The 24,774-nt window shown below is 72.0% G+C and carries 21 protein-coding genes; 6 read left to right on the forward strand and 15 right to left on the reverse strand.

Annotated features, from left to right (window positions below; translation table 11 throughout):
- Window positions 1–52 precede the first annotated feature (52 nt).
- From IE250_RS20900 to IE250_RS20940, 9 genes are all read right to left on the reverse strand, one after another.
- A complete protein-coding gene (locus IE250_RS20900; protein WP_189671232.1) occupies window positions 53–1,798 on the reverse strand; it encodes an LpqB family beta-propeller domain-containing protein in 1,746 nt (581 codons plus the stop codon).
- On the reverse strand, window positions 1,798–3,531 hold the full coding sequence (gene mtrB, locus IE250_RS20905; RefSeq protein WP_229872645.1) for an MtrAB system histidine kinase MtrB: 1,734 nt from the start codon (window positions 3,529–3,531) through the stop codon (window positions 1,798–1,800). The genes IE250_RS20900 and mtrB overlap by 1 nt, the downstream gene beginning before the upstream one ends.
- Before the next feature lie 32 nt (window positions 3,532–3,563).
- A complete protein-coding gene (gene mtrA / locus IE250_RS20910; RefSeq protein ID WP_189671234.1) occupies window positions 3,564–4,244 on the reverse strand; it encodes an MtrAB system response regulator MtrA in 681 nt (226 codons plus the stop codon).
- Between the two features lie 187 nt (window positions 4,245–4,431).
- A complete protein-coding gene (locus IE250_RS20915) occupies window positions 4,432–5,784 on the reverse strand; it encodes a DUF58 domain-containing protein (protein ID WP_189671235.1) in 1,353 nt (450 codons plus the stop codon).
- Between the two features lie 58 nt (window positions 5,785–5,842).
- Complete coding sequence (locus IE250_RS20920; protein ID WP_229872657.1) at window positions 5,843–6,829, reverse strand: AAA family ATPase; 987 nt, start codon at window positions 6,827–6,829, stop codon at window positions 5,843–5,845.
- 92 nt (window positions 6,830–6,921) lie between these two features.
- Complete coding sequence (locus IE250_RS20925) at window positions 6,922–8,190, reverse strand: DUF4350 domain-containing protein (RefSeq protein WP_189671236.1); 1,269 nt, start codon at window positions 8,188–8,190, stop codon at window positions 6,922–6,924.
- Window positions 8,187–8,891 carry a DUF4129 domain-containing protein gene (locus IE250_RS20930; protein WP_189671237.1) on the reverse strand — a complete coding sequence of 235 codons (705 nt, stop codon included), beginning with the start codon at window positions 8,889–8,891 and terminating at the stop codon, window positions 8,187–8,189. Before IE250_RS20930 ends, IE250_RS20925 begins: the two co-directional genes overlap by 4 nt.
- A 1-nt stretch (window position 8,892) precedes the next feature.
- On the reverse strand, window positions 8,893–10,101 hold the full coding sequence (locus IE250_RS20935; protein WP_189671238.1) for a hypothetical protein: 1,209 nt from the start codon (window positions 10,099–10,101) through the stop codon (window positions 8,893–8,895).
- A 111-nt stretch (window positions 10,102–10,212) separates the two neighbouring features.
- Window positions 10,213–11,202 (reverse strand): stage II sporulation protein M, encoded by a 990-nt coding sequence (locus IE250_RS20940; protein ID WP_189671239.1) that lies wholly within the window; start codon window positions 11,200–11,202, stop codon window positions 10,213–10,215.
- Window positions 11,203–11,266: 64 nt separating this feature from the next.
- Here IE250_RS20940 and IE250_RS20945 point away from each other — a divergent pair, with 64 nt between their 5' ends.
- A complete protein-coding gene (locus IE250_RS20945; protein ID WP_189671240.1) occupies window positions 11,267–12,094 on the forward strand; it encodes an RDD family protein in 828 nt (275 codons plus the stop codon).
- A 31-nt stretch (window positions 12,095–12,125) separates the two neighbouring features.
- Here the strand turns inward: IE250_RS20945 and IE250_RS20950 are convergent, their stop codons facing one another.
- From IE250_RS20950 to IE250_RS20960, 3 genes are read right to left on the reverse strand one after another with little or no spacing between them, the layout of a single operon-like run.
- Complete coding sequence (locus IE250_RS20950) at window positions 12,126–13,313, reverse strand: acyltransferase family protein (RefSeq protein ID WP_189671241.1); 1,188 nt, start codon at window positions 13,311–13,313, stop codon at window positions 12,126–12,128.
- Between the two features lie 40 nt (window positions 13,314–13,353).
- Window positions 13,354–14,430 carry a glycosyltransferase family 4 protein gene (locus IE250_RS20955; RefSeq protein ID WP_189671242.1) on the reverse strand — a complete coding sequence of 359 codons (1,077 nt, stop codon included), beginning with the start codon at window positions 14,428–14,430 and terminating at the stop codon, window positions 13,354–13,356.
- Window positions 14,427–15,434, reverse strand: a complete 1,008-nt coding sequence (locus IE250_RS20960) for an alpha/beta fold hydrolase (protein WP_189671243.1) — start codon at window positions 15,432–15,434, stop codon at window positions 14,427–14,429. Before IE250_RS20960 ends, IE250_RS20955 begins: the two co-directional genes overlap by 4 nt.
- Before the next feature lie 127 nt (window positions 15,435–15,561).
- Between IE250_RS20960 and IE250_RS20965 the strand changes: the two genes are divergently transcribed.
- Window positions 15,562–16,497 carry a hypothetical protein gene (locus IE250_RS20965; RefSeq protein ID WP_189671244.1) on the forward strand — a complete coding sequence of 312 codons (936 nt, stop codon included), beginning with the start codon at window positions 15,562–15,564 and terminating at the stop codon, window positions 16,495–16,497.
- Window positions 16,494–17,678: a glycosyltransferase gene (locus tag IE250_RS20970; protein ID WP_229872646.1), complete on the forward strand. Its 1,185-nt coding sequence runs from the start codon at window positions 16,494–16,496 to the stop codon at window positions 17,676–17,678. Before IE250_RS20965 ends, IE250_RS20970 begins: the two co-directional genes overlap by 4 nt.
- Before the next feature lie 45 nt (window positions 17,679–17,723).
- On the opposite strand, the gene IE250_RS20975 is transcribed toward IE250_RS20970, so the two are convergent.
- A complete protein-coding gene (locus tag IE250_RS20975) occupies window positions 17,724–19,046 on the reverse strand; it encodes an Nramp family divalent metal transporter (protein WP_189671245.1) in 1,323 nt (440 codons plus the stop codon).
- Window positions 19,047–19,494: 448 nt separating this feature from the next.
- Here IE250_RS20975 and IE250_RS20980 point away from each other — a divergent pair, with 448 nt between their 5' ends.
- Window positions 19,495–19,800, forward strand: a complete 306-nt coding sequence (locus IE250_RS20980; protein WP_189671246.1) for a hypothetical protein — start codon at window positions 19,495–19,497, stop codon at window positions 19,798–19,800.
- A gap of 157 nt (window positions 19,801–19,957) precedes the next feature.
- Here the strand turns inward: IE250_RS20980 and IE250_RS20985 are convergent, their stop codons facing one another.
- Window positions 19,958–20,326 (reverse strand): VOC family protein, encoded by a 369-nt coding sequence (locus IE250_RS20985; RefSeq protein ID WP_189671247.1) that lies wholly within the window; start codon window positions 20,324–20,326, stop codon window positions 19,958–19,960.
- Window positions 20,327–20,389: 63 nt separating this feature from the next.
- Here IE250_RS20985 and IE250_RS20990 point away from each other — a divergent pair, with 63 nt between their 5' ends.
- Window positions 20,390–20,848, forward strand: a complete 459-nt coding sequence (locus IE250_RS20990; protein ID WP_189671248.1) for a MarR family winged helix-turn-helix transcriptional regulator — start codon at window positions 20,390–20,392, stop codon at window positions 20,846–20,848.
- Between the two features lie 94 nt (window positions 20,849–20,942).
- The gene (locus tag IE250_RS20995) at window positions 20,943–22,856 is read left to right on the forward strand and encodes a gamma-glutamyltransferase family protein (RefSeq protein WP_189671249.1); all 1,914 of its coding nucleotides are present in this window, start codon (window positions 20,943–20,945) and stop codon (window positions 22,854–22,856) included.
- Window positions 22,857–22,904: 48 nt separating this feature from the next.
- On the opposite strand, the gene IE250_RS21000 is transcribed toward IE250_RS20995, so the two are convergent.
- Window positions 22,905–24,665 (reverse strand): glycosyltransferase family 61 protein, encoded by a 1,761-nt coding sequence (locus tag IE250_RS21000; protein WP_189671250.1) that lies wholly within the window; start codon window positions 24,663–24,665, stop codon window positions 22,905–22,907.
- Window positions 24,666–24,774: the final 109 nt, after the last annotated feature.

Here is a 24,774-nt window from a genome sequence, read left to right on the forward strand (position 1 = left end):
AGCACCTCAGCCCCAGTTCTATCTCGCCACAGTTCTACCTCGGCGGGGCGAGTCAGCCCGGGTAGGCCACCAGGTCGACGTCGTCGGCGAAGGGCTGCCAGACGCCCGTCTCCTCGCGCTCCAGGTCGCCGTTCTCGGTGACCACCAGGATCCCCTCGTCGGCCACACCGGCCGCGAGCTGCTTGACGTCCGTGAGGCCCGGGAGCTGCCGCGACTGGCCACCGCTGCCGGCCAGCCCGCCGACGCCGGCGGTCCAGACGCCGGAGATGCCGTCGTCGTCAAGGGTCAGGAGCGCCAGCATGGTGAGCCCGGCCCAGCGAGCCTCCACGGTGTCGACCACAGGCGCAGCGACCGAGAGCGGCGGCGCTAGGTCGACCAGGTTGTCCTCGTTGTCCCGCACGATGCCCGCCACCTGCACCTGTGTGCCCGACGGCGCCACGCTCACGATCGCTATGCGCGAACCTTCCGGCGACACCGAGACGCTGATCACCTGGCGCCCGCTCAGCCAGTCGGGCTCCAGGGAGACCTCCTCGACCGCGACCTCCCCATCGACCATCACGGTGGACGCCACCCGCAGCTGGCCGGTGCCGCCACTGGTCCACGTCGCGCCGAACTTGTCGACGGACGGCGCAGCCAGGTCCGGACCTTCCAGGAGCTGCACCGGGCCGCCGTCGAGCGAGACGTTCACTATCCGGTCGGTGCCGTCCCGGATGACGATCGGCTCGGTCGCCGGACTGAGCGCGAGCGCCGTCGGGTCCAGGTCCGACAGGTCGTTGGGCAGGTCGAACTCCACGGTGCGTCCGTCGTCCACCCGGTACAGGCGGTGGTTCTTCAGCACCATCGGCTGGACGATCGTCTTCGGCAGGTTGACGCCGGCCGCGTCGACGGAGAGCCGGTTCTGAGCGCTGTACAGCTCCACGGGGCGGACGCGGCCGGCTCCTTCGGAGAGGGTCGCGGAGAGCTGCGCGGCGATCACCGCGCGCTCGGCTGCCGGAGCGGCGCTGATCTGCTCGCTGAGCCGCACGACGACCGCCTCCGCGTCCTCCGAGTCCTGGACGGACGGAGAGGCGAGCTGGGTCCCCTCGGGCACCAGGGACTGGGTAGCCCCCTGGAGCCACTCGGGCGGCCCGGCGAGCATCTCCCGCACCGCCACGGTGCGCCAGGAGTACCGGGGGAACCAGCGCTGGTCGGGCACGAGACTTTTGATGTCGTCCGCGGCCGGGAAGAACAGGCGCGTGGCCCGGTACTGGTTCGCGAACAGGTTGGAGGGCACCAGCACACCGTTGTCGAGGGCCGAGATGCGCCACTCGCCGCCAGACTTCACGAGGGTGAACCGGTAGCCGAGCTCCCGCGGGTTGCCCACCTCCGTGTAGGTACCGACGCTGTCGAGGGTGGCGACGGTCGTCGCGCGCACGACGACCTCCACCGTCTCGGCACCTCGCAGCTCAACCCCCCGCTCGAACGGCTCCGGCAGCGGCGCCTCGCGCACCACGCGCACGGCCTCCTCCGGGTCCCACGTGCCGGCGACGTCCTCGGTCAGGAACTCCCGGGCCGTCTGGAACTCCTTCGGTGACGTCGTCGCCGCCACGGCCGCGCCCAGGAAGCCCAGCACGATCCTGTTGGGGTCCGCGCCGGGCGCCGGTCCCTGCGGCAGCAGCGCGATGTCGAGCGGTCGCTCCACGGGCGCGTTGCCGATCCGCACCGGGCCCGACGTCGGGATCTGGGCGCAGGCCCCGAGACCGGCGACACCGGCCAGCGTGACGACAGCGGCGACAACGACGCTTGCTGCCTTACGCATCAGTGCACCTCCAGGTCGTTCGTGGCAGATCTCGGGTCGGCGGACTCTGCGGTCTCGTCCGGGTCCGACAGGTCGGGGATCGTCGTCGGCGTCGGGCCCGTGGCCGGGTGCACCACCGGGATCTGGCCGGTCCGGAGACCGGCCTCGTGGGACGCGGGCGCCATCGTCACGGGCGGCTCCCCCACCTCGACGCCGGCGCTGCGGGGCAGCGTGAGGCGGAAGCTCGCACCCTGCCCGGGGCGGCCCCAGGCGTCGAGGCGCCCGGCGTGCAGGCGCGCGTCCTCGAGCGCGATCGCCAGGCCCAGGCCGGAGCCGCCCGTAGTGCGGGCTCGCGCCGGGTCGGCCCGCCAGAACCGGTCGAACACGTGCTCGACCTCCTGCTTCGTCATACCGACGCCGTAGTCGCGCACCACGACGGCGACCGCTCGGTTGTCCTCCGCGACGGTGACCTCGACAGGCCGCTCCTCGGCGTGCTCTATCGCGTTGACGACGAGGTTGCGCAGGATGCGCTCGATGCGGCGCGGGTCGAAGTCGGCGAAGGCGTCGCCGTCGGGCAGCCGTACCGAGACCCGCACGTCCTTGGTCTCCGCGAGCGGGGCGGCCTGCTCCACCACGGACATGACGAGGTCGCGCAGGTCGCGGCGCTCGGCGTCGAGCACGGCGGCGCCCGCGTCGAACCGGCTGATCTCCAGCAGGTCGGACAGGAGCGACTCGAACCGGTCGATCTGGCCGAGGAGCAGCTCGGCCGAGCGGGCGGCGTCCTCGTCCATCTGGTCGCGCGACTCGTGGATGATCTCGCTCGCCATGCGGATGGTGGTGAGCGGGGTACGCAGCTCGTGCGACACGTCGGAGACGAACCGGCGCTGCATGGTCGACAGCTCCTCCATGCGCCGGATCTGGTCCTGCAGGCTCTCCGCCATCTCGTTGAACGATCGCGCGAGGCTCGCCATCTCGTCGGTGCCGCGGGCACCCGGCATGCGCTCCGACAGGTGACCCTCGGCGAGGCGCTCCGCCACGGTCGCGGCGCGCGTCACGGGCGTGACCGTCTGCCGCGCCATCGTCCAGGTGACGACGCCGAGGAGCGCGAGCATCCCGAACCCGCCCGCGAGCAGCACGCGGTGCACGAACGACAGCGTCTCCTGCTCGGGCTCCAGGGAGTAGAGGTAGTAGATCTCGTACCCGGCGTCCGGCGCGGCCTGGACCGTGGAGCCCACGATGACACCGGGGCGCACCATGCCCGAGCCGTTGGGCGCGGGGATGCCCACCGCCTGCAGCACCTGGTCGTCGTCGGAGGCGAGGTTGGCCTGGCGCAGCTCGGTGGTGATGAGCACGTCCGTCAGCTCGGGCCGGGTGGCGATGTCGCTCACCTGGACGGTGCTGCCGAGCTCGTGCAGCAGGAAGTACGCCTCGGCCGTGGAACCGCTCGTGGCGCCGAGCGTCGCGATGGTGTCGTTCAGCAGCGTCTGCAGCTCGCCGTCCGACGTCGTGGCCGTCTCCGAGAAGGTCCGCGAGACCTGCGCCGTCAGCGCGGCGGCCTCTCGGTCGATGGCCGCCAGGCGCTGCTCGTAGATGCCGTCCCGGACCGACGTCGACAGGTACAGCCCCAGCACCGCGATGGCCGCCAAGCCGATCGCCAGCGCGGTGGTGACGACCCGCAGCTGCAGCGAGGCGCGCCACTGGGCAACCGATCGACGGGTGGCCCGGATCGTGACCACCCGGGCCCTTGACACCACCCGGCGGAGCCGAGTGACCAGGCCGGACGGCATCAGCGTGTCGCGCCCGCCTTGTAACCGACGCCGCGAACCGTGAGGACGATCTCCGGGTTCTCCGGGTCACGCTCGATCTTGGAGCGCAGGCGCTGGACGTGGACGTTGACCAGGCGGGTGTCCGCGCTGTGCCGGTAGCCCCAGACGCGCTCCAGCAGCACCTCGCGCGTGAACACCTGCCAGGGCTTGCGGGCCAGGGCCACGAGCAGGTCGAACTCCAGCGGGGTGAGCGCGATGCGCTCGCCGTCGCGCATGACGGTGTGGCCGGTGACGTCGATCTCGACGTCGCCCACCACGAGCCGCTCCGGGCCGGGGTCCTCGCTGCGGCGCAGGCGGGCCTTGATCCGGGCCACCAGCTCCTTGGGCTTGAACGGCTTGGACACGTAGTCGTCGGCGCCGGACTCGAGGCCCACCACCACGTCGAGCGTGTCCGACTTGGCCGTCAGCATGATGATCGGCACGCCGGACTCGGCGCGGATCTCGCGGCAGACCTGCACGCCGTCCTTGCCGGGCAGCATGAGATCGAGCAGCACGAGGTCCGGCTGGTGGGTGCGGAACATCCCCAGGGCGGAGTCCCCGTCGGCGCAGAAGATGGACTCGATGCCCTCGCCCTTGAGGACGATGCCGATCATCTCTGCCAGTGCTGTGTCGTCATCGACGACGAGAACTCGTACCTTCATGTCCTCCAGTGTGCCAGGCCGGTCCAGGAATCCCGGTCTTCAGGGCCACGGCGCGGCGTCTTCACCCCACTGAGGCGCCGTCGCGCTCGGGCGGACCGGATCTCGGGAGGGGCGAGAACCCCCGCAGGACGCCGCCGACCACCGCCGGGTCCTGGCCGTGCTGCGGCATCTCGGTGTCTGACGGCGGTCAGAGGCGGCCGGCAGCCTTGAGCGCCAGGTACTCGTCTGCAAGGCGCGGCGCCAGGTCGTCCGGCAGCGCCTCGACGACGTCGGCCCCGTAGCGCCGCAGCATCGTGGTGACGGCGGTGCGCTCCAGGTCGCCGCGCGCGGCGGCCGCGGCGTCGTAGACCTCGGCGACCGTCTCGCGGCCGGCGCGGAGCCCCGCCACCTCCTCGTCCGCGACGGAGGCGACGACGACCGTGTGGTCGCGGGCGAGCTGGTCCACGACGGGCAGCAGGCCGTTCTCCACCGCCGCCGGGTCGAGGGTCGTGAGCAGCACCACGAGCGCGCGCTGTGTCATGCGGGTCCGCACCTGCGTCACCACGCCCGGCCAGTCGGTCTCCAGCAGCACCGGCTCGACGGTCGCCAGGGACTCGGCCATGGCGGGCATGAGCCGCGGCCCGGCCGCGCCCACCACACGGGACCGCACGGTGCGGTCGAACGCGACGAGCTCAACCCGGTCCCCCGCGTGCCCGGCCAGCGCGGCGAGCAGCAGCGCCGCCTCGATGCTGGCGTCCAGCCGCGGCGCGCCCGTCGAGTCAGCGGCGCCCACGCGGGCGGCGGCCGTACGGCCCGTGTCCAGCACGATCAGCACGCGCCGGTCCCGCTCGGGGCGCCACGTGCGCACCACCACCTCGCGGCGGCGGGCGGTGGCACGCCAGTCGATCGAGCGGACGTCGTCGCCCACCACGTACTCCCGGAGCGAGTCGAACTCCGTGCCCTCGCCGCGGATCTGCACCGCCGCGCGGCCGTCCATCTCCCGCAGCCGCGCCAGGCGCGACGGCAGGTGCTTGCGGCTGGCGAACTCCGGCAGCACGCGCAGGCGGCCGGGCACGGGCAGCGTCACCTGGCGGCCCGCCAGACCCAGCGGCCCGAGGCTGCGGATCGTCACGCCGCCCGCCGCCCGGTCGCCGCGCCGCGTCGGCACGAGCGTGGTGGGCAGGCGCGCGGCCTCGCCGTCGGGCAGGTCCACGTGGTGGCGCCCCGAGCCGCCCGACGCCGGACGCGCCCGCTGACCGTTCCCCCGCCCCGGACCGGCGCCGGCCGACGGGCCCCACGCATCGCGGATCACGCCACGCAGCCGCCGGCCGGAGGCATTCCGGACGACGAGCTCGCTGGTCGCCTCCGAGCGCAGCCGGACCGACGCCGGAACCCGGCGCTGTACGGCGACTCGCCGCGGCGACGCGGCCAGCGCGACGTCGACGAGGCACACCAGGACCACTACCGCCGCCCAGACCAGCACCGTGCCGTTCGCCGGCAGGAGCAGCACGGGCACCACCCCGAGGCCCATCAGGGCGGCGGCCCGCCACGTCACGACCATCGGGTTCCCCGGGTCTCGATGCGCGGTTCCCGAGCCGGTCGAAGGGCGGCCACCCTGGTCACCGCGGTACCGGCACGGAGGCCAGCACCGTGTCCAGCACACCCTCGGCGGTGACGCCCTCGAGCTCGGCCTCGGCGCGCAGCTGCACGCGGTGCCGCAGCGTCGGGTGGGCGAGCGCCTTGATGTCGTCGGGCGTCACGAACGAGCGTCCCGACAGCCACGCCCACGCCCGCGCCGTGCGCAGCAGCGCGGTGGCGCCACGCGGAGAGACGCCAAGCGAGAGCGACGGCGAGAAGCGGGTGGCGCGGCAGACGTCCACGGCGTAGCCGAGCACCTCCCGCGACACCTGGACCCGCGCCACCTCGACGCGGGCACGCTCCAGGATCGTGGCGTCGGCGACGGGCGTGACACCGGCGGCCGCCAGGTTGCGCGGGTCGAAGCCCGCGGCGTGCCGGGCCAGGACCTCGATCTCCTGCTCGCGCTCGGGCAGCGGAAGCACGAGCTTGAGCAGGAACCGGTCGAGCTGGGCCTCGGGCAGCGAGTAGGTGCCCTCGTACTCGACGGGGTTCTGGGTGGCGATCACCAGGAACGGGTCGGGCAGCGGACGGGGCTTGCCGTCCACCGACACCTGCCGCTCCTCCATCGCCTCCAGCAGGGACGCCTGGGTCTTGGGGGGCGTGCGGTTGATCTCGTCCGCCAGCACCAGGTTGGTGAACACGGGGCCCTCGCGGAACGAGAACTCGGCAGTGCGCGCGTCGTACACGAGCGAGCCCGTCACGTCGCCCGGCATGAGGTCGGGCGTGAACTGGACGCGCTTGGTGTCCAGCCGCAGGGCCGCCGCCAGGGTGCGGACCAGGAGGGTCTTCGCCACGCCCGGCACGCCCTCCAGGAGCACGTGCCCCTGGCACAGCAGCGCGATGAGCAGGCTGGTCACCGCCGCGTCCTGCCCGACGACGGCCTTGCCCACCTCGGTACGGACCGCCGCCAGGGCGGCGCGCAGCTCCTGCGACGGGGCGGGCGGCTCGGGCGCGGTCTGCGTGGCCACAGGCTGCGGAGCCGTTGCCACGGGCTGCGGCTGCGGAGCGGGCCTCGGCTCAGCGGGCTGCTGGGCGGGCTGGTTGGGGAAGGCTGGTTCGGTCACGGTCGGTAGACCTCGCTCTCCAGGAAGTCGAGTCGGCGCGCGAGCTCGGCGAGCGCGGCGTCGTCAGCGGGCGGTGGGCCATAGAGCAGGTCTGCCACCTGCTGCGGCGGGCGGTTCGTGGCGGCCACGACGGCATCGACCACGGTATTGGCATCGGACGAGCGGGCGAGACCGAGGCGTGAGGCGATCCGGTCCGCCGCCGCCGCCCGCAAGCCCGCGGCGGCATGCCCGCTGGCACGGGCCGCCCGGTACAGACGGGCGCGGCCGCGGGTCGCCTCGGCCGAGCGGACGAGGACCGGCAGGTCCTCGACGACGAGCGGGCCCATGCGGCGCACGCGCCAGAGCGCGAGCAGCACGGCAGCGAGCACAGCCACGAGGGCGACCGGCGCGGAACCCGGCGGCATCTGGGGGTTCACCTGGCCGCGCTCGGCCGGCGTTGGCTCGTCGTCGCCGGTGCTGACGTCCATCGGGTTCGGCACCAGCCAGACGAGGTCCTCGTGCTGGCCGAGCATCCACAGCGCGAGCGCCGCGTTGCCCTCGTCCAGGACCGAGTCGTTGCGGATCACCGCCGGGTCGCTGACCACGGTCACCGACCGGTCCGGGAAGTCCAGGCGTGCATAGGCGAAGGCGCCCATGCCGTCGGGCCAGCACAGGACTGGGCGGACGGCGTCGCCGTTAGTCGACGTGTCGTAGAGGCCGGGCCCGAGCTCGAGCGCGCCCGCTGCCCGCGCGGCCGGGTCGTCGCACTGCGGCTGGACGGGGCCGGACAGCTCGCTGTACATGGAGTCGACAGTGTTCCGAGTCACGGCCCCGATCATGCTGTAGTCCGGGTTGAGCACCACGAGGTCCGCCCCCGTGCGGCTCAGCGACGAGATCTGGTCCTCGGCGAAGAACGCCGGGTTGGGTGTGACCAGGAGCGTGCTGTCGGGGCCGGCGGCCGCGACGGCGTCGGCCACCGAGGTGACGTGCGTGATCTGCACGCCCTGGTCCTCCAACACCTCGGCCACGGCCATGGCCCCGTCCGACTCCGGGTTGTCCGGCGCGTATGACTCGGCCGACGTCGGCTGGCGCACCACCGCGAGGAACAGGACGAGCAGCGCGATCACCCCGAGCACCGTCAGCGGCCAGCGCATGCGGCGCCATCTGTTGGCGGCGCGCGACCGGCCGGTGGTGTCGTCGCCGATGATCACCGGTGGCTCGTTGACCAGGGCCGCAGGCGCGGGCCGAGTCGGAGCGTGGGGCGGGGGCACCGCCGGGGCGGTCACGCGGACACCCCAGGCTTCTCTTCCGCCCGCTCCTCGGTGTCCGAGCCGGAGCTCGCACCAGCGGCCGAGCCGGCGACCGGCAGGGCAGCGGGCCGGGCCGCCGCGACCTCGGCGTCGAGCTCGCGCAGCGCGGCGTCGTCCGCGGCCGTGGCGACCAGGTCACCGTACTCGACCCCGTCGAACAGGTCCGCGCCCGAGCGCAGGCGTGCGGCCTGCGCGGGCAAGCGCTCCCCTGCGTCGGCGGCGGCCTCCTGTGCCGTACGGCCGGGTCGCGGTTCGATGATCACTCGTTCCTCCAGGATCCGGACGACGGCGCGGAAACGCTCGACCACCGCCGTCCGCCAGTCACCCGACGCCGCCGCGGCGTCCGCCGAGGCGCGCAGCTCCGCGGCCGAGCGGGTGTCGTCGCTGTCGAGCACCTTCGCGGAACGGGCGCGGTCGCGCCCCAGTCGCACCGGCCCGGCCACCAACCAGGCGATCCCGACCACCACCGCGGCGATCACCGCGATGGTGATCGCGAGCTGCGGGCCCGCCATGGTGAGAGCCGCGGGCCACTCGATCTCGTCCAGGCGCTCCAGCACCCAGCTGATGAGGCGTGAGAGCAGCGACTCCCGCTCCGCGTACTCGGGGCGCTGGAGCTCGCTCGTGAGCCACTCGCGGGCGGTGTCCCGGTCCGGGACGACAGGTACGTCGAACCTCATGTCACTTGTCCGCCGCGGCTGCGGCCGCGGCCTGCAGCTGAACGTCCAGTCCCTCGCGTCGCATCCGGGTGTCGATGTAGAGCAGGGCCATGACGCCGCCGAGGAAGAGCACGCTCATGCCGCCCGTGATGATGTAGGTGAGCCCGAGGCTGACCGCGACGCCCACGTCGTTGGCAGCCGTCATCGCCACGCCCATGACGATGCCCACGGGAACCGCGACGATCTGGCCGATGACGCTCAGGATGATCGAGGTCAGCAGGTAGATGCCGAGCACCCGCCAGAACGTGCCGCGGGTCAGCTTCCACGCCCGCTGGCACGTGGCCCAGAACCCGCCGCCCTCGACCGCGAGCGCCGGCGGGATGAGGGCGACCCGGGTGACCGCCCAGACGCCGCCCACAACCAGTGCGATGAGGACGACGAAGATCCCGATCACGCCGAGCGTCGTGTCCACGGCGAACAGCCCGGCCACGATCGCGATGGCCAGCGCGTAGGCCACGAGCACCGCGACGAAGCTCAGCAGCGAGAACCCGATGAGGAACCACCAGCGCTTGGCGGCGCGCCGCCACGCGTCGGACACCGAAACCTTGCGGCCGATGACCGAGTCGCTGACGGAGATGGCCATGATGCCCATGGCGAGCGGCGTCGCAAGCGTGAGCAGCAGGCCGGTGCCGAGCGCCGACCCGTAGGTCACGCCCAGGAGGTCCTGCGTGAAGCCCAGGTCCTCGGTGGCGGGGTCGACCTCGAGCTGGGTGAACACGCTGGCGAACAGGTCCGTGAACAGCGTGGTCAGGGGGATGCTGATCAGGGTGCCGAGCACGACGGCGCCGACCACGACGATCGCCGTCAGGCCCAGCGTCACGCCCGGGTTGTGCCGGACCGCGCCGAACGCGCCGTCGTACAGCTCGCCCAGGGTGAGCGGGCGCAGCGGGACGATGCCGGGCTTGTCGGCCGGGGGCCGGTAGCCAGGTACCTGCGGCGAGAACGGGGCGTACTGCCCGTACTGGCTCTGGCCGTACTGCCCGGCTGCAGGAACTCCCGGCGGCGTCCCGTGCTGCGACTGCTCGGGAGCTGGCGGCGCTGCCGGGTCGTACCCGGGCGCGTACTGCCCGTACCGCGGCGGCTCGCCCCAGCCGCCGGCGGGCTGGGACCCTCCGGGCTGCGGGGGCGTCGGCTGCGCCGGCTGGTCGGGTGCGCTCTCGGGCGTCGTCATGGGGCGTGCTCCGGGTCTCGTCTCAAGTCGTGCCTGCGCCGCAACCCTAGTACGGGGCACCGACACCGGGCCCGCGTAACTCGAGCGTACTGCGGGGTCTTCCCGCAGCCGTCACCCAGCCGTGACCACGGTCGCGCCCGCTTCGTGCTCGGCGAGGTCACCGGTGGCCCCCGCCCGGACCGCTCGCCCGCCCAGCACGTACACGTAGGCCCAGAACCCGGCGAGCACCATGGCGCCGATCAGGATCTTGAGCCACCAGTACATCTCCGAGCCGGTGACGAAGCCCTCCACGAGGCCGGAGACCCCGAGCGCGACCGCGAGCCCGATGACCGTCGTGATCAGGGAGCGCCCCTCGGCTGCCATGGCTACCGAGCGCTTGCGGTGGCCCGGGTCGATCAGGGTCCAGAACAGCCGCAGGCCCGCCGCTCCTGCGACGAAGATGCACGTCAGCTCGAGCAGGCCGTGCGGGGCGATGAGCGTGAGGAACAGGTCGAGCTGGTCGTGGGCGGCCATCATGCCGCCAGCTGCGCCCACGCCTACCGAGTTCTGCCAGAGCACGTTGAGCGTGAAGAATCCGGTGATCCCGCCGGCCACGGCCAGGGCGGCGATCCGCGCGTTGTTGGTCCACACGACGCCTGCGAACCCGGGGCCCGGCTCGTAGTACGAGGCGAACGCGTTGTTCACATACTCGTCCTGCTCCGCCGGCGTCATCATCGAGTTCAGCGCGTCGGCGTCGGTGGCGATGTAGATGCCGGCGACGATCGCGACGAGCAGGCAGGCCGCCGTTACCGCGTGGGACCACCACCGGATCCGGTAGAACGCCGCCGGCAGCGACACCATCGTGAACCGCACGACCTCGCGCCAGGCGGGCTCGTGCGTGCCCGCGATGCGAGTGCGCGCGCGGTTCAGGACGTCGGACAGGCTGGTGACCAGCGCCGGGTCCGGTGCAGCGGAACGGACGGTCGACAGGTGCGTGGCCACCGACTGGTACAGGCGCACGAGCTCGTCGGACTCGGCGCCGTCCAGGCGGCGCCGGGACGAGAGCTCTTTGAGGCGGTCCCACTCTGCGGCGTGCACGGCGGTGAAGGCGTCGATGTCCACGACGGTAGTCTGCCGCACAGGAATTACGGCGTGACCCCGAGGCCCCACACCGACCGGAGGAACCGTGCAGGACGGCATAGTCATCGGCGAGGGCGTGGTGCTGGACGCGCGCCCCGCCTCGTTCATCACCCGCGGCATGGGGGCGATGCTCGACTTCATAGTGGTCGGCGCTGCGATCTGGATCTTCCTGTCCATCGCCGGCATCTGGTTCTTCGAGGTCGCCACGATGAGCCAGGACCTGGCCCTGATCATCTTCTCCGTGGCGAGCGCGGCCGTGGTCGTGGGCGTGCCCGTCACGGTCGAGACGCTGTCACGCGGCCGGTCGGTCGGCAAGCTCGCCTGCGGCATCCGCGTGGTGCGCGACGACGGCGGTCCGGTCCGGTTCCGGCACGCGCTGGTCCGCGCCCTGATCGGGGTGTTCGAGCTGTGGCTCACGTTCGGCGCTATCGCGGCCATCGCGTCGCTGTCCAACGCGAAGGGCAAGCGCCTCGGCGACATCGCCGCCGGCACGTACGCGGTTCGGGTGCGGGGCGGCAAGCCGCCGTCGGCCCCGGTCGTGATGCCGCAGAGCCTGGCCGCGTGGGCGCACACCGCGGACATGCGCCGTCTGCCGGACGGGCTGGCCCTGGCCGCGCGCCAGCTGCTCGGCCGCGCCGCCCGCCTCGCCCCCGACTCCCGGGCGCGGCTCGCCGACGACCTCGCCGGCCGCATCGAGCCCTACGTCGCCCCCGGGCCGCCGCCCGGAACGCATCCCGAGGCATTCCTGCACGCGGTCCTCGCCGAGCGTCGCGAGCGCGAGCTCGCCGCCGGCCAGCGGGAGCGCAAGCGGGCCGAGGAGCAGGCGGCGCTGCTGCACCGTCTTCCGTTCGCGGTGGCGGACCCGCCGCGCTGAGCGCGCGGCTCGACCTCACTCGGGTGACGCGTCAGGTCCGGATGTCGTCCCAGGCGCGCATCAGGCCACGCGAGCGCAGGGCGTCCGAGCAGCGGAGCAGCCCGGCCTGCACCGCCCGGCGCAGCCGGGCCGACGTCGGCCGCTCGACGCCGTAGTGGATCGCCACCGCGAGGACCACGCTCAGCGCGCCCGCCGCGAAGAGGGCGACCGTGCGGGTGGTCTGGTGGGCGAGCAGGTCGATCACGGCGTACCCGAACTGCGTGTGCACCAGGTAGATGGGATACGTCAGGGCACCGGCCGTGCCGAGCGCTGCCACCAGCCGGCCGGGCGGGCGCACTTTGCCCTGCAGCGTCGTCGCCCAGACGGCGACGACGCACGCCAGCATGATCGCCGCCGCGACGAATGGGCTCACCAGGACGCCCTGGAGGTCGGAAGCGCGGCCGGCGGCATCGACGACCCGCATGACGCACAGGCCCAGCGACCCGACGAGGATGAGGCCCGTGACCAGGTCGAACCCGTCGCGGTAGGCGAGGAACAGCAGCATGCCGACGGCGAAGTAGGGGGCGTAGTTCGGCACCAGCCAGTCGACGAGCCACTGGGCGCCGAGCGCCTGGGCGGCCCAGCCGGCGAGCGGCCAGATCGCGGCGAAGGCCAGCACCCGGTTGCGCGTGAGCGGACCGAGCGCCAGCACTACCAGCACGAGCAGGTAGAACTTGAGCTCCACGAGCAGGGTCCAGAACACGACCTGGAGTCCCGTGACCTGGAACAGGTCCTGCACCATCGTGAGGTTGACGAGGGTCTCGGTCAGGCTCGCCTGCCGTCCGCCCGACCACACCTGCTGCAGGCCCGCCGTCAGCACGACGCACGCCCAGTAGGCCGGGAAGAGCCGGCCGACCCGGGAGGCGATGAAGCCCGCTATCCCCCGGCCGTCCGAGGTGAGCAGGATGACGAACCCCGAGATCATGAAGAACAGCTCGACGGCGAGCCAGCCGTACCGCGTGAACTCGTTGAGCAGCGGAAACGCGTGGACCGGGTTGACACCCCAGTAGCCGCTCACGCTCGTGGTCGCCGTGAAGTGGTACAGGAGCACGGCCGCGGCGGCGACGAACCGCAGCCCATCTATGGCCACGAGCCGGCCGGAGGTTTTCCGGCCCGTACTACCCGTGGTTGCGTAGGTCGCCTCGGGCGTCTTGGCGGGTGGGCTGTAGCGGCGGGTCATCGCCGAAGACCTTAGATCACGGATAGATAACGGTCAAACTTCACCTTACCAGAAGGGCGAGCAGAGCCTTGGCGGAGGAGTTCCAGTCGTACCCTGCGGCACGGATCCGCGCGGCCGCCGACCGTTCGGCCCAGGTCTCCGGATCTTCGAGCTCGCGGACCGCGGCGACGAACCCGGCGACGTCGTCCGGGTCGACGTACGCGCCCGCAGCCCCGCCGACCTCCCGGAACACGGGGATGTCGCTGACCACGACGGGCGTACCGAGCGACATGGCCTCCACCAGCGGGAGCCCGAAGCCCTCGTCGCGGGACCCGGAGACGAGCGCCGTCGCCCTGCGCAGCACGTCACGGTAGAGCTCGTCGGACGCGCCGTCGTGGAACACGAGCGAGCCGTCGCCCGCCAGCCCGCTCAGCCGCTCCCGCTGTTCGGTCTTGACCGGGCTCATGAGGTGCAGCTCCCACCCCGGCAGGTCCGCCATGGCGCGCGCGGGCAGCTCGACGTTCTTGTACGGCATGAACGAGCCCATGTACACGAGCGACCGGGTGCGCGGAGGGGCGGCCTGGCCGGCCGCCAGGTCCGGCACCGGGTCGGGCGCGTTCGGAACGACGGTTACCTCGCGTCGGGTCAGCCGGTGCCGCGCGATGAGGTCGCGCGTGGTCTCCGAGACGGTGACCACGGCGTCGGCCCGGTTCAGCAGCACGCGCTGCGGCCACCACGCGAGGTGGAACGCCCGCCACAGCAGGCGCACGGGCGCGGGCAGGTTCCGGGGCGGTGTGGGGTGCCGGTAGTAGATGAGGTCGTGCAGGGTCAGCACCACCCGGTAGTCACGCCCCCAGGTGCCCATGGTCTGCATCGGGCTGAACACGACGTCGGCGCCCGTGCGGCGCACCTGCCGCGCCACGAACGGCTCGCGCCAGCTCGTCGGGGCGCTCACCAGGTGCCACGGCAGGCCGTCGGGCAGGTGGTCGAGCTGACGCTCGTCGTTGACCAGCACCTCGATCGGGTGCAGCTTGGCCAGCGCGGTCACGATCCCCGCGGTGTACCGGCTGATGCCGTCGTGGCGGCCGACCCGCAGGTACCGGCAGTCGACGACGATCTTCGGCTGCGCTTCCGTCATGGCGTGGCGCCTTCGAGGCCGGCGAAGAACCCCGCGATCTCGCGCGCGACGGCGTCCGGCGCCTCGTAGTGCGCCAGATGCCCCACCCGCGGGACGACGACGAGCTGCGCCTGGGCGAACATCGCCTGCAGCACCCGCTGGGAGGGCAGCGGGGCGACGTCGTCGTTCTCGGATGCCACCAGCAGCGTCGGCACGCGGATGTCCGCGGCGTAGCCGGCGACGTCGGTGCCGACCGAGGCGTGGAACGCCTCCAGCAGCGTGCGCCGGTCCGCGAAGCCCGAGAAGTACCGGTCGTGCTCGGCGTGGATCCAGCGTCGCAGGTCCCGGTCGCCGGTTGTGACCATCGCCACGCTCGCGATCCGGGTGAACAGTTGGTGACGCAGAAGTGCAGTCCCGATGGCCTCGGGCAACGCCGCGGCCAGCCGGTGCACCCCGACCGTCACCGCGCTCAGCACGCGCCGGGGGCCCGCGAGCGCCGCCGTAGCGATCGGGTTCACCAGGACCAGAGCCCGCACGGCGGGCGCACCGGAGGCGGCCATGGTTGCTGCCGCGACGATCGACCCGAAGGAGTGTCCGGCCAGGACCACGTCCCCCTCCGGTATGACGGCGTCCCCCTCAGGTATGACGCCGGCCAGCAGCTCGGCCGTCCAGGCGGCGTAGCCGGCGACGTCGTGCACGCCCTCCGGGAGTGGCGCGGAGGCACCGAATCCGGGCAGGTCAGGCACCCATACCTGCAGGTCAGGGCGCTGACGCACGAGGTGCGCGACGATCGGCTCCAGTCCGTGATGGTCGCCCCGGAGGCCGTGCAGGAACACGAGCCGGTTCGGCGCGGCGGCGTCGCCGTAGACCCGGATGTGGGCGCGGACGCCGCGGATCTCCCGGTCCTCGTCGCGTACGGGTGTGCCCGCGACGAGTCCCGCGTACGGTGCTTTCTGCGGGGGTTCTTGCGGTACAGCCTCGTGCGGCGACGCGGCACTGCCGCGCGGGTTCGTGTCGGTGTTCATCGCGCTGACCCTAAGCATTCAAGTAGCCGCCGCGGGAGTGGTCCGACAAAGATGGGGGTAAACCCCCATTCGATTCCGGGGGGAAACCTGGTGGCGGAGAAGGCCATCCTTACGTCACCGTTGACCCATGCCAGCCATAGCGGTCGCCCTCGCCGTTCTCGGCGCCGCCCTTTTCGCCGGCGCTGCTGTCCTGCAGCACCGCGAGGTCGCCGACCTCTATGGGGAGCCGCTCCCTCGCGAACGCGTCCTGTCGCTGCGCCGCCTCGCCAGGATCGCGCGGCGGCCCGGCTGGCTGGCCGGGTTCGGGCTTGCCGGGGGCGGGACGATAGTCCACGCCATCGCCCTGGCACTCGCCCCGCTCCGCCTGGTTCAGCCGATCGGCGTGCTCGCGGTGCCCGTAGCGGTACTGCTGTCCTCGCTCCGGCTGCGCCGCGTGCCCGGCCGCAGCGTGCTCCTCGGCGTCGCCCTGACCATGGCCGGCGTCGCGGTGTTCGTCGCCGCCTCCGTGGGTGCCACATCGGGCAACCCACCGCCGCCCGGGTCCACCCTGCCGACCACTCTCATCGTCGGCGGCATCGTGCTGGCGCTCGGCATGGGCGGCCTGGCGGTGGGCGGCTGGCTGCGCTGCGTCGCCTGCGCCACGGCGGGGGCCACCGCGTTCGGCCTCCTCTCCGCACTGATGCGGGTGATCTTCCAGGAGCTCGCCGCCGGCGACAGCCGCTGGTACGAGCCGCCGGTGCTCGGTGCGGCAGCCAGCGCCGTCGTCGCCCTCGTGGTGGGCGGCTGGCTGGTGCAGCAGGCCTACCCGTCCGGCCCGCCCGAGGTAGTGGTCGCGTGCCTCACCGTCGTGGACCCGATCGTGGCGGTGCTCCTCGGCGCGCTGCTCCTCGGCGAGGGCGCCGACACGCCCGTCGCCACCTGGTTCCTCCTCGGAGGCGCGGCGCTCGCCGCGTCCGCCGGGGTCCTCGTTCTTGCTCGGCTCCACCCTGACGCCGTCGCAGCCCGCACGGCGCGTACCGCCCCTTCGACACTTCCCGAACCATCGAGAGGCACAGCACAGTGAACCTGCCTGGTACTCCCCGCACGATCTTGATCGGCGCCGATACCTATCCGCCCGCCGTGAACGGCGCCGCCCGGTTCGCCGGCAGCCTGGCCACCGGCCTGGCCCGCCGCGGGTACGACGTGCACGTCGTCGCACCGTCTCCGACAGGTCGGCCCTCGCGCGAGGTGCTCGACGGCGTCGTGCTGCACGGGCTGCGTTCCAGCCGGTACCCGACGCACCACAACCTGCAGATCTCCCTGCCGTGGGAGACGCGCCGGGCGGTCGCGGAGATCCTGGCGGAGATCCGGCCCGACGTCGTGCACACCAACGGCAGCTTCATCGTCGGCCGCGCACTGGTGGACGCCGCGCACCGCGAGGGGCTCCCCCTGGTGGCCACCAACCACCTGATGCCCGAGAACCTGGTCGGCTACCTGCTGGTGCCCAGCTCGATGCATCGCACCGTCGGGCGCTGGCTCTGGCAGGACATCGGCCGCGTCTATGCCAAGGCGGACGTCGTCACGGCCCCCACGCCGCGTGCCGTGGACCTGCTCGCGCAGCACGCCGGGCTCAGCCACGCGATCCCCGTGTCCAACGGCATCGACACCGACCGGTACACGACCACGGTCCGGGACGGCCGCACGGAGCCGACGGTCCTGTTCGTGGGCCGCCTCGACCAGGAGAAGCGGGTCGACGAGATCATCCGGGCCTTCGCCCTGCTCCCCGAGGACCTGCCGGGACGGCTCGAGATCGTCGGCACCGGCACGAAGGCCGACGACTGGGCGGCGCTCGCCGCGTCCTCCGGCGTCTCGCACCGGGTCCGCTTCCGCGGCTACGTGCCCGACGACGAGCTGCTTACCGCCTACTCCGAGGCCGACGTGTTCTGCATGCCCGGGGTGGCCGAGCTGCAGAGCCTGGTCACGCTCGAGGCGATGGCCTCGGGCCTGCCGGTGGTCGCCGCCGACGCGATGGCGCTGCCCCACCTGGTCCGCCCCGGCGTCAACGGCTGGCTCTACACGCCCGGCGACGTGCGCGAGCTGGCGAACCGGCTCGGCGACCTCCTGGCGGACGCCGGCCTGCGCCGCCGCATGGGCGCGGCCAGCCGGGAGCTGGTCGCGGCGCACGCCGTGGACGGCACCCTCGACGCGTTCGAGGGCATCTACGAGAAGGTCCGGAGCATGCACGACATGCCCGCGGCGGCCTGAGTGACCCCGCCCCGCCGAAGTAGAACTGCGGCGGGGCGGGGCGGGTCAGCCGCCGAAGAGCGGCGCCACGGCCTTGATCAGCTCGTTGATGCCGAGCACGAGGAACATCGCGGCCACCAGGCTGAGGATCACGTTGACCCACCACCGGTTGCGCCACTGCTTGGGCACGACCTTCGAGTTCATCAGCAGCAGCAGCGTGATCGCGAGGAACGGCATGAACAGCGAGCCCAGCGCGCCGTAGACCACGACGAGCAGGATCGGCTTGTCGAGGAACAGCAGCGCCATCGGCGGGAACGTCAGCCACAGGATGTACATCCGGTAGTAGCTGCCTCCGGCGCCGCGCCGCGAGTCGTCGCTGGGCAGGTTGCGCATGGTGGCGACGAAGTCGGCGAACATGAGCGACACGCCGTGCCAGACGCCGAGAACGGACGAGAACGTCGCGGCGAAGAAGCCGACCAGGAACAGCGGCGCCATGAACGACCCGTACCGCTCGGCGAGCACGTCGGCGAGGTCGATGAGCCCCTCCTCGCCGTCGCCCACCACCATCCCCGCGGAGAACAGCAGCTCGGCGCCCACGATCAGCATGGACACCACGAAGATGCCCGACATGGCGTACGCCCACGCGTTGTCGATCCGCATGACGCGCATCCAGCGGGGCGTGTCCCAGCCCTTCTCGGCGAGCCAGTAGCCGTAGGCGGCCAGGGTGATGGTGCCGCCGACGCCGCCCGCGAGACCCAGCGTGTTCAGGACCGCGCCGTCGGGGATGATCGGCACCAGGCCGGCCGCGATCTCGCCGAGGTTGGGCGTCGTCAGCAGCGCTGAGCCCACGACCGTCACGAACATGACGCCGATGAGGACCGCCATGACGTTCTCGAACGGCTTGTACTTGCCGAACCAGACCAGCAGCAGCCCGGCGAGCCCGGCGAGCATCGCCCAGTACCGCACATCGAGCCCGGGGAACAGCCCGTTCAGCGCGAGGCCCGTACCCGACATCGCGGCGGCCCCGAAGCTGAAGCCCCACACCACCACGTAGACGCCGAAGTAGACGACTGCCCAGAGGCCGAGCGACTTCCAGCCGTCGAAGATGGTGCGTCCGGTCGCGAGCGTCCAGCGACCGGCACCCTCGACCAGTGCGATCTTCACGACGACGCCGAGGATCACCGCCCACAGCAGCGTGTACCCGTAGCTGCTGCCCGCGACCATCGTGGCGACGAGGTCGCCGGCGCCGATGCCGGTCGCTGCGACGATGAGGCCCGGCCCGATGATCTTCCAGCGTGGCTTCTCGAGGGACCCGGCGACCGCGACGTCGGGGGACGCTTGGGGTTCTTCCGTCAGTTCTGGCGAAGTGACCTCATTGTCCTTTTCCATGGCGCGACTGTACCGAGAGTTTCACCCGCCCGAAAGGATCCGCCCCCTCACCGCGCGGCGCGGCCGGCGACGTATCACTCGACGCCGACGTCCCGCCACGGGCGACGGGGCTCGACTCGCCTGGACCACCCAACGTGCAGACCTTCGGCTGCTCCATCGAGGACATCTTCACGACCGAGTGATGCGGCCGTGGTTTCACCGCAGGATCACGCGATATCACGGCCGTGATGTCTGAGTTACGGGTGTTCCTGGTAACCCGCCGGACGGTTCAATCCTGGAATGTCTTGTTTCATTCACTGTGCACCCTGTCACGCTCCGATTGACAGAACGAAAGCCCGGTCTGACGCTCGTCGTGGTGAATCACATGTGTGCCTCACCGCTGTTTCGACGGTGCCATTCGAGGGGAAACACAATGATCCGAGGATTCCGTGCAATCGGCCGTTCTGCGGTGGCTGTGGCCATCTCGGCCGGTCTGGTCTGCGCAGCGGCGACGGGTGCGAGCGCGACGGTGCTGTCTGACGGCGACATGCCCACGGCCCACCTGATCAGCGCACCCACCACCGCGACGGACCCGGTGCCGATCGACGCCCCGGTGCCCCCCGCCGATCTCCCGTCGCCGGAGCCGGAGCTCCCGACACCCGAGCTCCCCGACGACACCGGTCTGCTCGATGGCCTGGTGAGCACCGTGACCGACACTCTCAGCGGATTGCTCGCCGCCATCCTCGGCCTTCTGGGCGGTGTGGCCCCGGAGTGATGACACGCCCGGCAGGCGGAGGCCTGCGGTGAGCATGCAATGGTGAGGTCCTTTCCCGGGATTCCGGGGAAGGACCTCACTCTCTTTTTCCGCCTTTGCGGAACCGGTCTCGGTACAGGTTCGACGATGCGGTTAACGTCCGGTGGCGTTCGGCAGATCAGGCGCGGTCGTGGAGGGTGACCTGGTAGCCGTCGGGGTCGGCGAAGGTGAAGGTCCGGCCGAAGGGGCCGTCGATCGGTGCGACGACGATGGTGTGGCCGTCGGCGACGAGCGCGTCGTGGATCGCCTGGACGTCTGTGGCGTGGAGCCAGATCGCGGCACCGATGCCGGGCTGCGCAACGGACGCGAGGTCGGTGCCGGGTAGGACGTCGCGGAGTGCGAAGGCGATCGGCTTCGTCTCGAAGACGACGGCGTGCGGGGGTCCGGCCGGCGAGCGGACGAGGCCCAGGTACTGCTCGTAGAACGCCTGCGAAGCGTCGAGGTCGCGCGCTTGGAGCGAGATGAAGTCGGGTCCGGTGACGGGCATGATGATGCTTCTTCCTTTCGTGTCAGGTATCTGACATGCGTGAACCTATGTCAGAATGCTGACATGAGTCAAAAGGGTGTCGGCGTCGACCTGGAGACGTCACTGGGCTACCTGCTCAAAGAAGCGTCGAGCGCCCTGCGTTCAGCCATGGAGGAGGTGCTGCGGCCCCTCGGGATGAGCGTGACGCACTACTCCTGCCTCGAGCTGCTTGCGCAACGACCGGGCCTGTCGAGCTCCGAGCTCGCGCGGGGCGCGTTCGTGACCCGGCAGACGATGAACGTGCTGCTCCAGGCCCTGGAACGAGACGGCTACGTGACCAGGCCTGCGGAGGCACCCGTCGGGAAGGTGCTTCCCACGCGGCTCACCCCTAGCGGCCGACGAAGCCTCGAGAAGGCGAGCGCGGCCGTCCGGTCCGTCGAGGCCAGAATGCTGGCCGACCTGACCGAGGACGAGCAGTCAGACGCTTTCCCGATCCTGCAGAGCATGATCCATTCCCTGCGCGGTGACAACGAGCGTGCATAGCTCGTTCGGCGGCGCACGTCTCGTCGCGCTCGATGCGATGAGCCGGTTGATCTCCTCGGGGACGCCCTCGACCCGACCGGGTTAAATGAGTGTCATGACAGCGCCGTACTCCCCGCCAGCGTTCGCCCCGCCTGGGTTCACCCCGCCCGCCGCCCCAGTGACACGGCCCGACCTGCAGGGCACCTTCGGGATGGTGGCCTCGACCCACTGGATCGCCACCGCGAGCGCCCAGGCGGTGCTCGAGCGGGGCGGCAACGCCTTCGACGCGGTGGTCGCCGGCGCGTTCGTGCTGCACGTCGTGGAGCCGCACCTCAACGGCCCGGGCGGCGACATGACCGGCATCTTCGTCACCGCCGACGAGCCAGCGGCCCCGCGGGTCCTGGTGGGCCAGGGTCCCGCTCCCGCGGGCGCCACCATCGAGCACTACCGGGCGGAGGGCCTCGACCTCGTCCCGGGCTCGGGGGCGCTGGCCGCGGCCGTGCCCGGCAGCGTCGACGCGTGGCTGGTCCTCCTGCGCGACCACGGCACCTGGGACCTGGCCGACGTTCTCGCCTTCGCCATCGGGTACGCCCGCGACGGGCACCCGGTGCTCGGCCGGGTCAGCGCCACCATCTCCATGGTCTCCGGCCTCTTCCGCGACCACTGGCCCACTTCCGCCGCCCGCTGGCTGCCCGACGGCGAGGTGCCCGCCCCCGGCACGCTGATCACCAATCCGGAGTACGCCGACCTGCTCGACGCCGTCGTCGCCGCGGGCTCCGCCGCCGTTGGCCGCGAGGAGGCCATCGACCTTGCCCGCGCCGCCTGGCGCGCACGCGTCGGCGCAGCCGTCGAGGACTTCGTCAGGACGCCCCACCGGCATGCCGACGGCGGCGATCACGCCGGCGTTCTGACCGCCGCCGACATCGCCGGCTTCGAGGCCTCCTACGAGGACGCGACCACAGCGACGTTCCGGGGGTACACGATCGCCAAGACCGGCGCCTGGGGCCAGGGCCCGGCGCTGCTGGCCGCGTGCAAGATCCTGGAGGGGTTCGACGACGCCGCCCTCGACCCGTCCACCGATCGCGGTGCCCACACGATCCTCGAGGCACAGAAGCTGGCGATGGCGGACCGCGACGTCTGGTACGGCGACCCCGCCTCGGACGACGTGCCATTGACCTACCTGCTCAGCGAGGAGTACGCGGCCCAGCGGCGGACGCTCATCACCGACGTCGCGAGCCACGAGCTCCGCCCGGGCGACGTGCCCGGCCGCCCGACGCCGCCCGTCCCGACGCTGCGCACCGAGTACGTGACGGACGCTCCGGCCGGGTCGCTGCCGGGCGCGCCCACCGGCGGCGCGGCGGCCGGCGTGGGCGAGCCGACGGTACCGGTGGTCGAGCCCGACTCGCCCGAGCACACCGGCGCGACCCGTGGCGACACGTGCCACATCGACGTCGTGGACCGCTGGGGCAACATGGTCTCGGCCACGCCGTCGGGCGGCTGGCTGCAGTCCTCCCCCACGGTGCCCGGCCTCGGCTTCTGCCTGGGCACGCGGCTGCAGATGACGTGGCTGGACGAGGCGTCGCCGTCGGCCCTGGTGCCCGGGCGGCGGCCGCGCACCACCCTCACCCCCACGCTCGTGCTGCGCGATACCCGGGGTGGGGGCGTCGAGCCCGTGATCGCGCTCGGCTCGCCGGGCGGCGACCAGCAGGACCAGTGGCAGCTGCTGTTCCTGCTGCGCGTGCTCGTGGGCGGGTACACGCCGCAGCAGGCGATCGACGCGCCCGCCCTGCACACGACGTCGTTCCCCGGCTCGTTCTGGCCCCGCACCTGGACGCCAGGCGGGGCGGTGGTCGAGGACCGGCTCGGCGACGACGTCATCGCCGGGCTGGAGCGCCGCGGGCACGTCGTGACCCGGGCCGGCGACTGGGCGCTCGGCCGCCTCTCTGCGGTGACCCGCGACCCGGCCACCGGCCTCCTGGGGGCCGCCGCCAACCCGAGGGGAGCACAGGGGTACGCCGCAGGACGCTGATGCCGCACCCCTCCGAGGCCCGGACCGGCCGTCACGGCGAGCTGCGGGTCAGGAATCGAGAGACAGCAGGAGCTTTTCGAGCGCCTGCCCGTCGCGCTCGACGTCGAACACGTAGTCCGCGTGGAACCCGTTGCCGGACTTGTCGGACGGTACGGGGTCGCACCAGAAGTAGTGCAGGTCCCCGCCGTACAGGGCGGCGATGTGGTACTCGTTGGTGGCCCAGTAGCTCTTCGATGCCAGCACGATGCGCGTGGCCGGGCCCGACGAGAACACGGTGTTGATCAGCCCGGAGCCCGCGTACCCGGCGATCACCGGGACGCTCGAGAAGAGTCGCACCTGGTCCGGCAGCGACAGGTCCTCGGGGTAGATCGTGACGAAACCCGCGTCCTGGAACCGCTGCTCCACGTCGTCGCCGTTGAGGCACCGGCGGCGGGACGCTGCCCTGCGCGACACGAAGACTCGCTCCGGCAGCGGGTCGTGTCCCGCCCGCGGCAGCAGGCCTGCCACCACACGCGCCCAGACGTCCCGCGCCTCCGGGCTGAGGAAGGCCGGCTGCTGGAAGGCCTGCGTCGCGGTGATCAGACGTTCGGTCCGCACCGGGCCGGTGATCATGTGGACCCGCTCCCGGCCGATGCCGAAGGCCTCCAGGAGTTCATACGTATAAGGGGGTATTTCACCTGTCTCGACGTGGGGGCTGATCAGCACCTTCAGGTCGGGATACTCGGCAAGAGCGGCGTCCCACGCCCACAGCTTCGACAGGTCGTGCGTGATGACGTGCCCGTAGTGGCCGGCGATCTGGTTGTCCAGGTGGTAGTAGGTCCCGGGCAGCTCCTCGGGCTCGGCGTCGAGCTCGGGGAGGGCGGAGAAGTCGCTGCCGAAGTAGGTCATGCCGCGCGTCCTGCGGCTCGACCGCCCGGGCAGGAAGTACGACGTCGGCAGCAGGAGGCGCTCCAGCACGGCCACCTGACGCGGTGCGCAGAGAACCTTCTCGTAGACGGTGCAGACCAGCTCGCCCACGTCGATGGTCCCGCCGAGGCGCTCGGCGCCGAGCACGGGCTCGCTGGACCAGATGGACGACGCCGACGCCCGCCGCTCCGGCGCGACGCGCGCGATCACCCGCTGCTCGACCCCGCGCGCCGCGAGGGCCGCACGCGTCTCCTCCACACCGAGCTTGATGACGTGCTCGCCGCGCTTGTGCAGCACGAGGAAGTCGTCGTCGATCGACACGCCGGCCAGCGCCTGCCCGAGGCCCAGGTCGAGCGCATCGCTCAGGGCACGCCGCTCCGCCGTCGGCAGGCCCTGGCGGCGGGCGAGCTCCCGGACCTCGTCGACGATGTCGCCGTCGTCGGCCGGGATGCCGGGCTCCTGGCGGGTGATGTACCGACCGCCGTCGGCCAGGGTGAGGTAGGCCCGGCGAAAGGTGCTGCGCACGTCGTCCGGACGCCCCTGCCGCAGGTCGACGATCAGGTCGGCCGGAGGTAGCGCCGCGAGGGCGCGCACGATGTCGTGGTCGTTGCGGACCTGGGTCAGGCCGAACGGCCGCCCGCCCTGCTTGACCCGGACCTCGGACAGGACCGTGAGATCGGCGTCCGGGTACCAGTCCTGGAAGCTCAGCCCGAGGATGACCGGCCGGTCATCACAGAGGACGACGAGGACGCCGACATCGGCGGGATCTGCCGCGCGCTGGAAGAGCTCGAGCTGCTGGCGCGTGACCGCCGGCTGCTGGTCGTCTGGTCCTGCGGCATTCGGACTTTTCGTACGTACCTTCGAGAGGAGGGATCTGAGTGGACCGGGCCTCGGATGGCTCATGCCGCCATGATCGCTCCAGCCGACTGAACCCGCCTTTTAAGTGGGAATATCTCGGCGGGTGATTTCGTCCTGGCGCAAACATGCTGGTCGTGCTCCTCTGGGACGCCGT

The organism is Promicromonospora soli (assembly GCF_014653785.1).
GTDB lineage: Bacteria > Actinomycetota > Actinomycetes > Actinomycetales > Cellulomonadaceae > Promicromonospora > Promicromonospora soli.

Bases quoted from the DNA above. Each gene is read 5' to 3' on its own strand.
- IE250_RS20900 (WP_189671232.1), bottom strand. From the start codon at position 1,798: ATGCGTAAGGCAGCAAGCGTCGTTGTCGCCGCTGTCGTCACGCTGGCC.
- mtrA (WP_189671234.1), bottom strand. From the start codon at position 4,244: ATGAAGGTACGAGTTCTCGTCGTCGATGACGACACAGCACTGGCAGAG.
- IE250_RS20915 (WP_189671235.1), bottom strand. From the start codon at position 5,784: ATGGTCGTGACGTGGCGGGCCGCCGCCCTGATGGGCCTCGGGGTGGTG.
- IE250_RS20930 (WP_189671237.1), bottom strand. From the start codon at position 8,891: ATGAGGTTCGACGTACCTGTCGTCCCGGACCGGGACACCGCCCGCGAG.
- IE250_RS20935 (WP_189671238.1), bottom strand. From the start codon at position 10,101: ATGACGACGCCCGAGAGCGCACCCGACCAGCCGGCGCAGCCGACGCCC.
- IE250_RS20950 (WP_189671241.1), bottom strand. From the start codon at position 13,313: ATGACCCGCCGCTACAGCCCACCCGCCAAGACGCCCGAGGCGACCTAC.
- IE250_RS20955 (WP_189671242.1), bottom strand. From the start codon at position 14,430: ATGACGGAAGCGCAGCCGAAGATCGTCGTCGACTGCCGGTACCTGCGG.
- IE250_RS20960 (WP_189671243.1), bottom strand. From the start codon at position 15,434: ATGAACACCGACACGAACCCGCGCGGCAGTGCCGCGTCGCCGCACGAG.
- IE250_RS20965 (WP_189671244.1), top strand. From the start codon at position 15,562: ATGCCAGCCATAGCGGTCGCCCTCGCCGTTCTCGGCGCCGCCCTTTTC.
- IE250_RS20975 (WP_189671245.1), bottom strand. From the start codon at position 19,046: ATGGAAAAGGACAATGAGGTCACTTCGCCAGAACTGACGGAAGAACCC.
- IE250_RS20985 (WP_189671247.1), bottom strand. From the start codon at position 20,326: ATGCCCGTCACCGGACCCGACTTCATCTCGCTCCAAGCGCGCGACCTC.
- IE250_RS20990 (WP_189671248.1), top strand. From the start codon at position 20,390: ATGAGTCAAAAGGGTGTCGGCGTCGACCTGGAGACGTCACTGGGCTAC.
- IE250_RS20995 (WP_189671249.1), top strand. From the start codon at position 20,943: ATGACAGCGCCGTACTCCCCGCCAGCGTTCGCCCCGCCTGGGTTCACC.
- IE250_RS21000 (WP_189671250.1), bottom strand. From the start codon at position 24,665: ATGAGCCATCCGAGGCCCGGTCCACTCAGATCCCTCCTCTCGAAGGTA.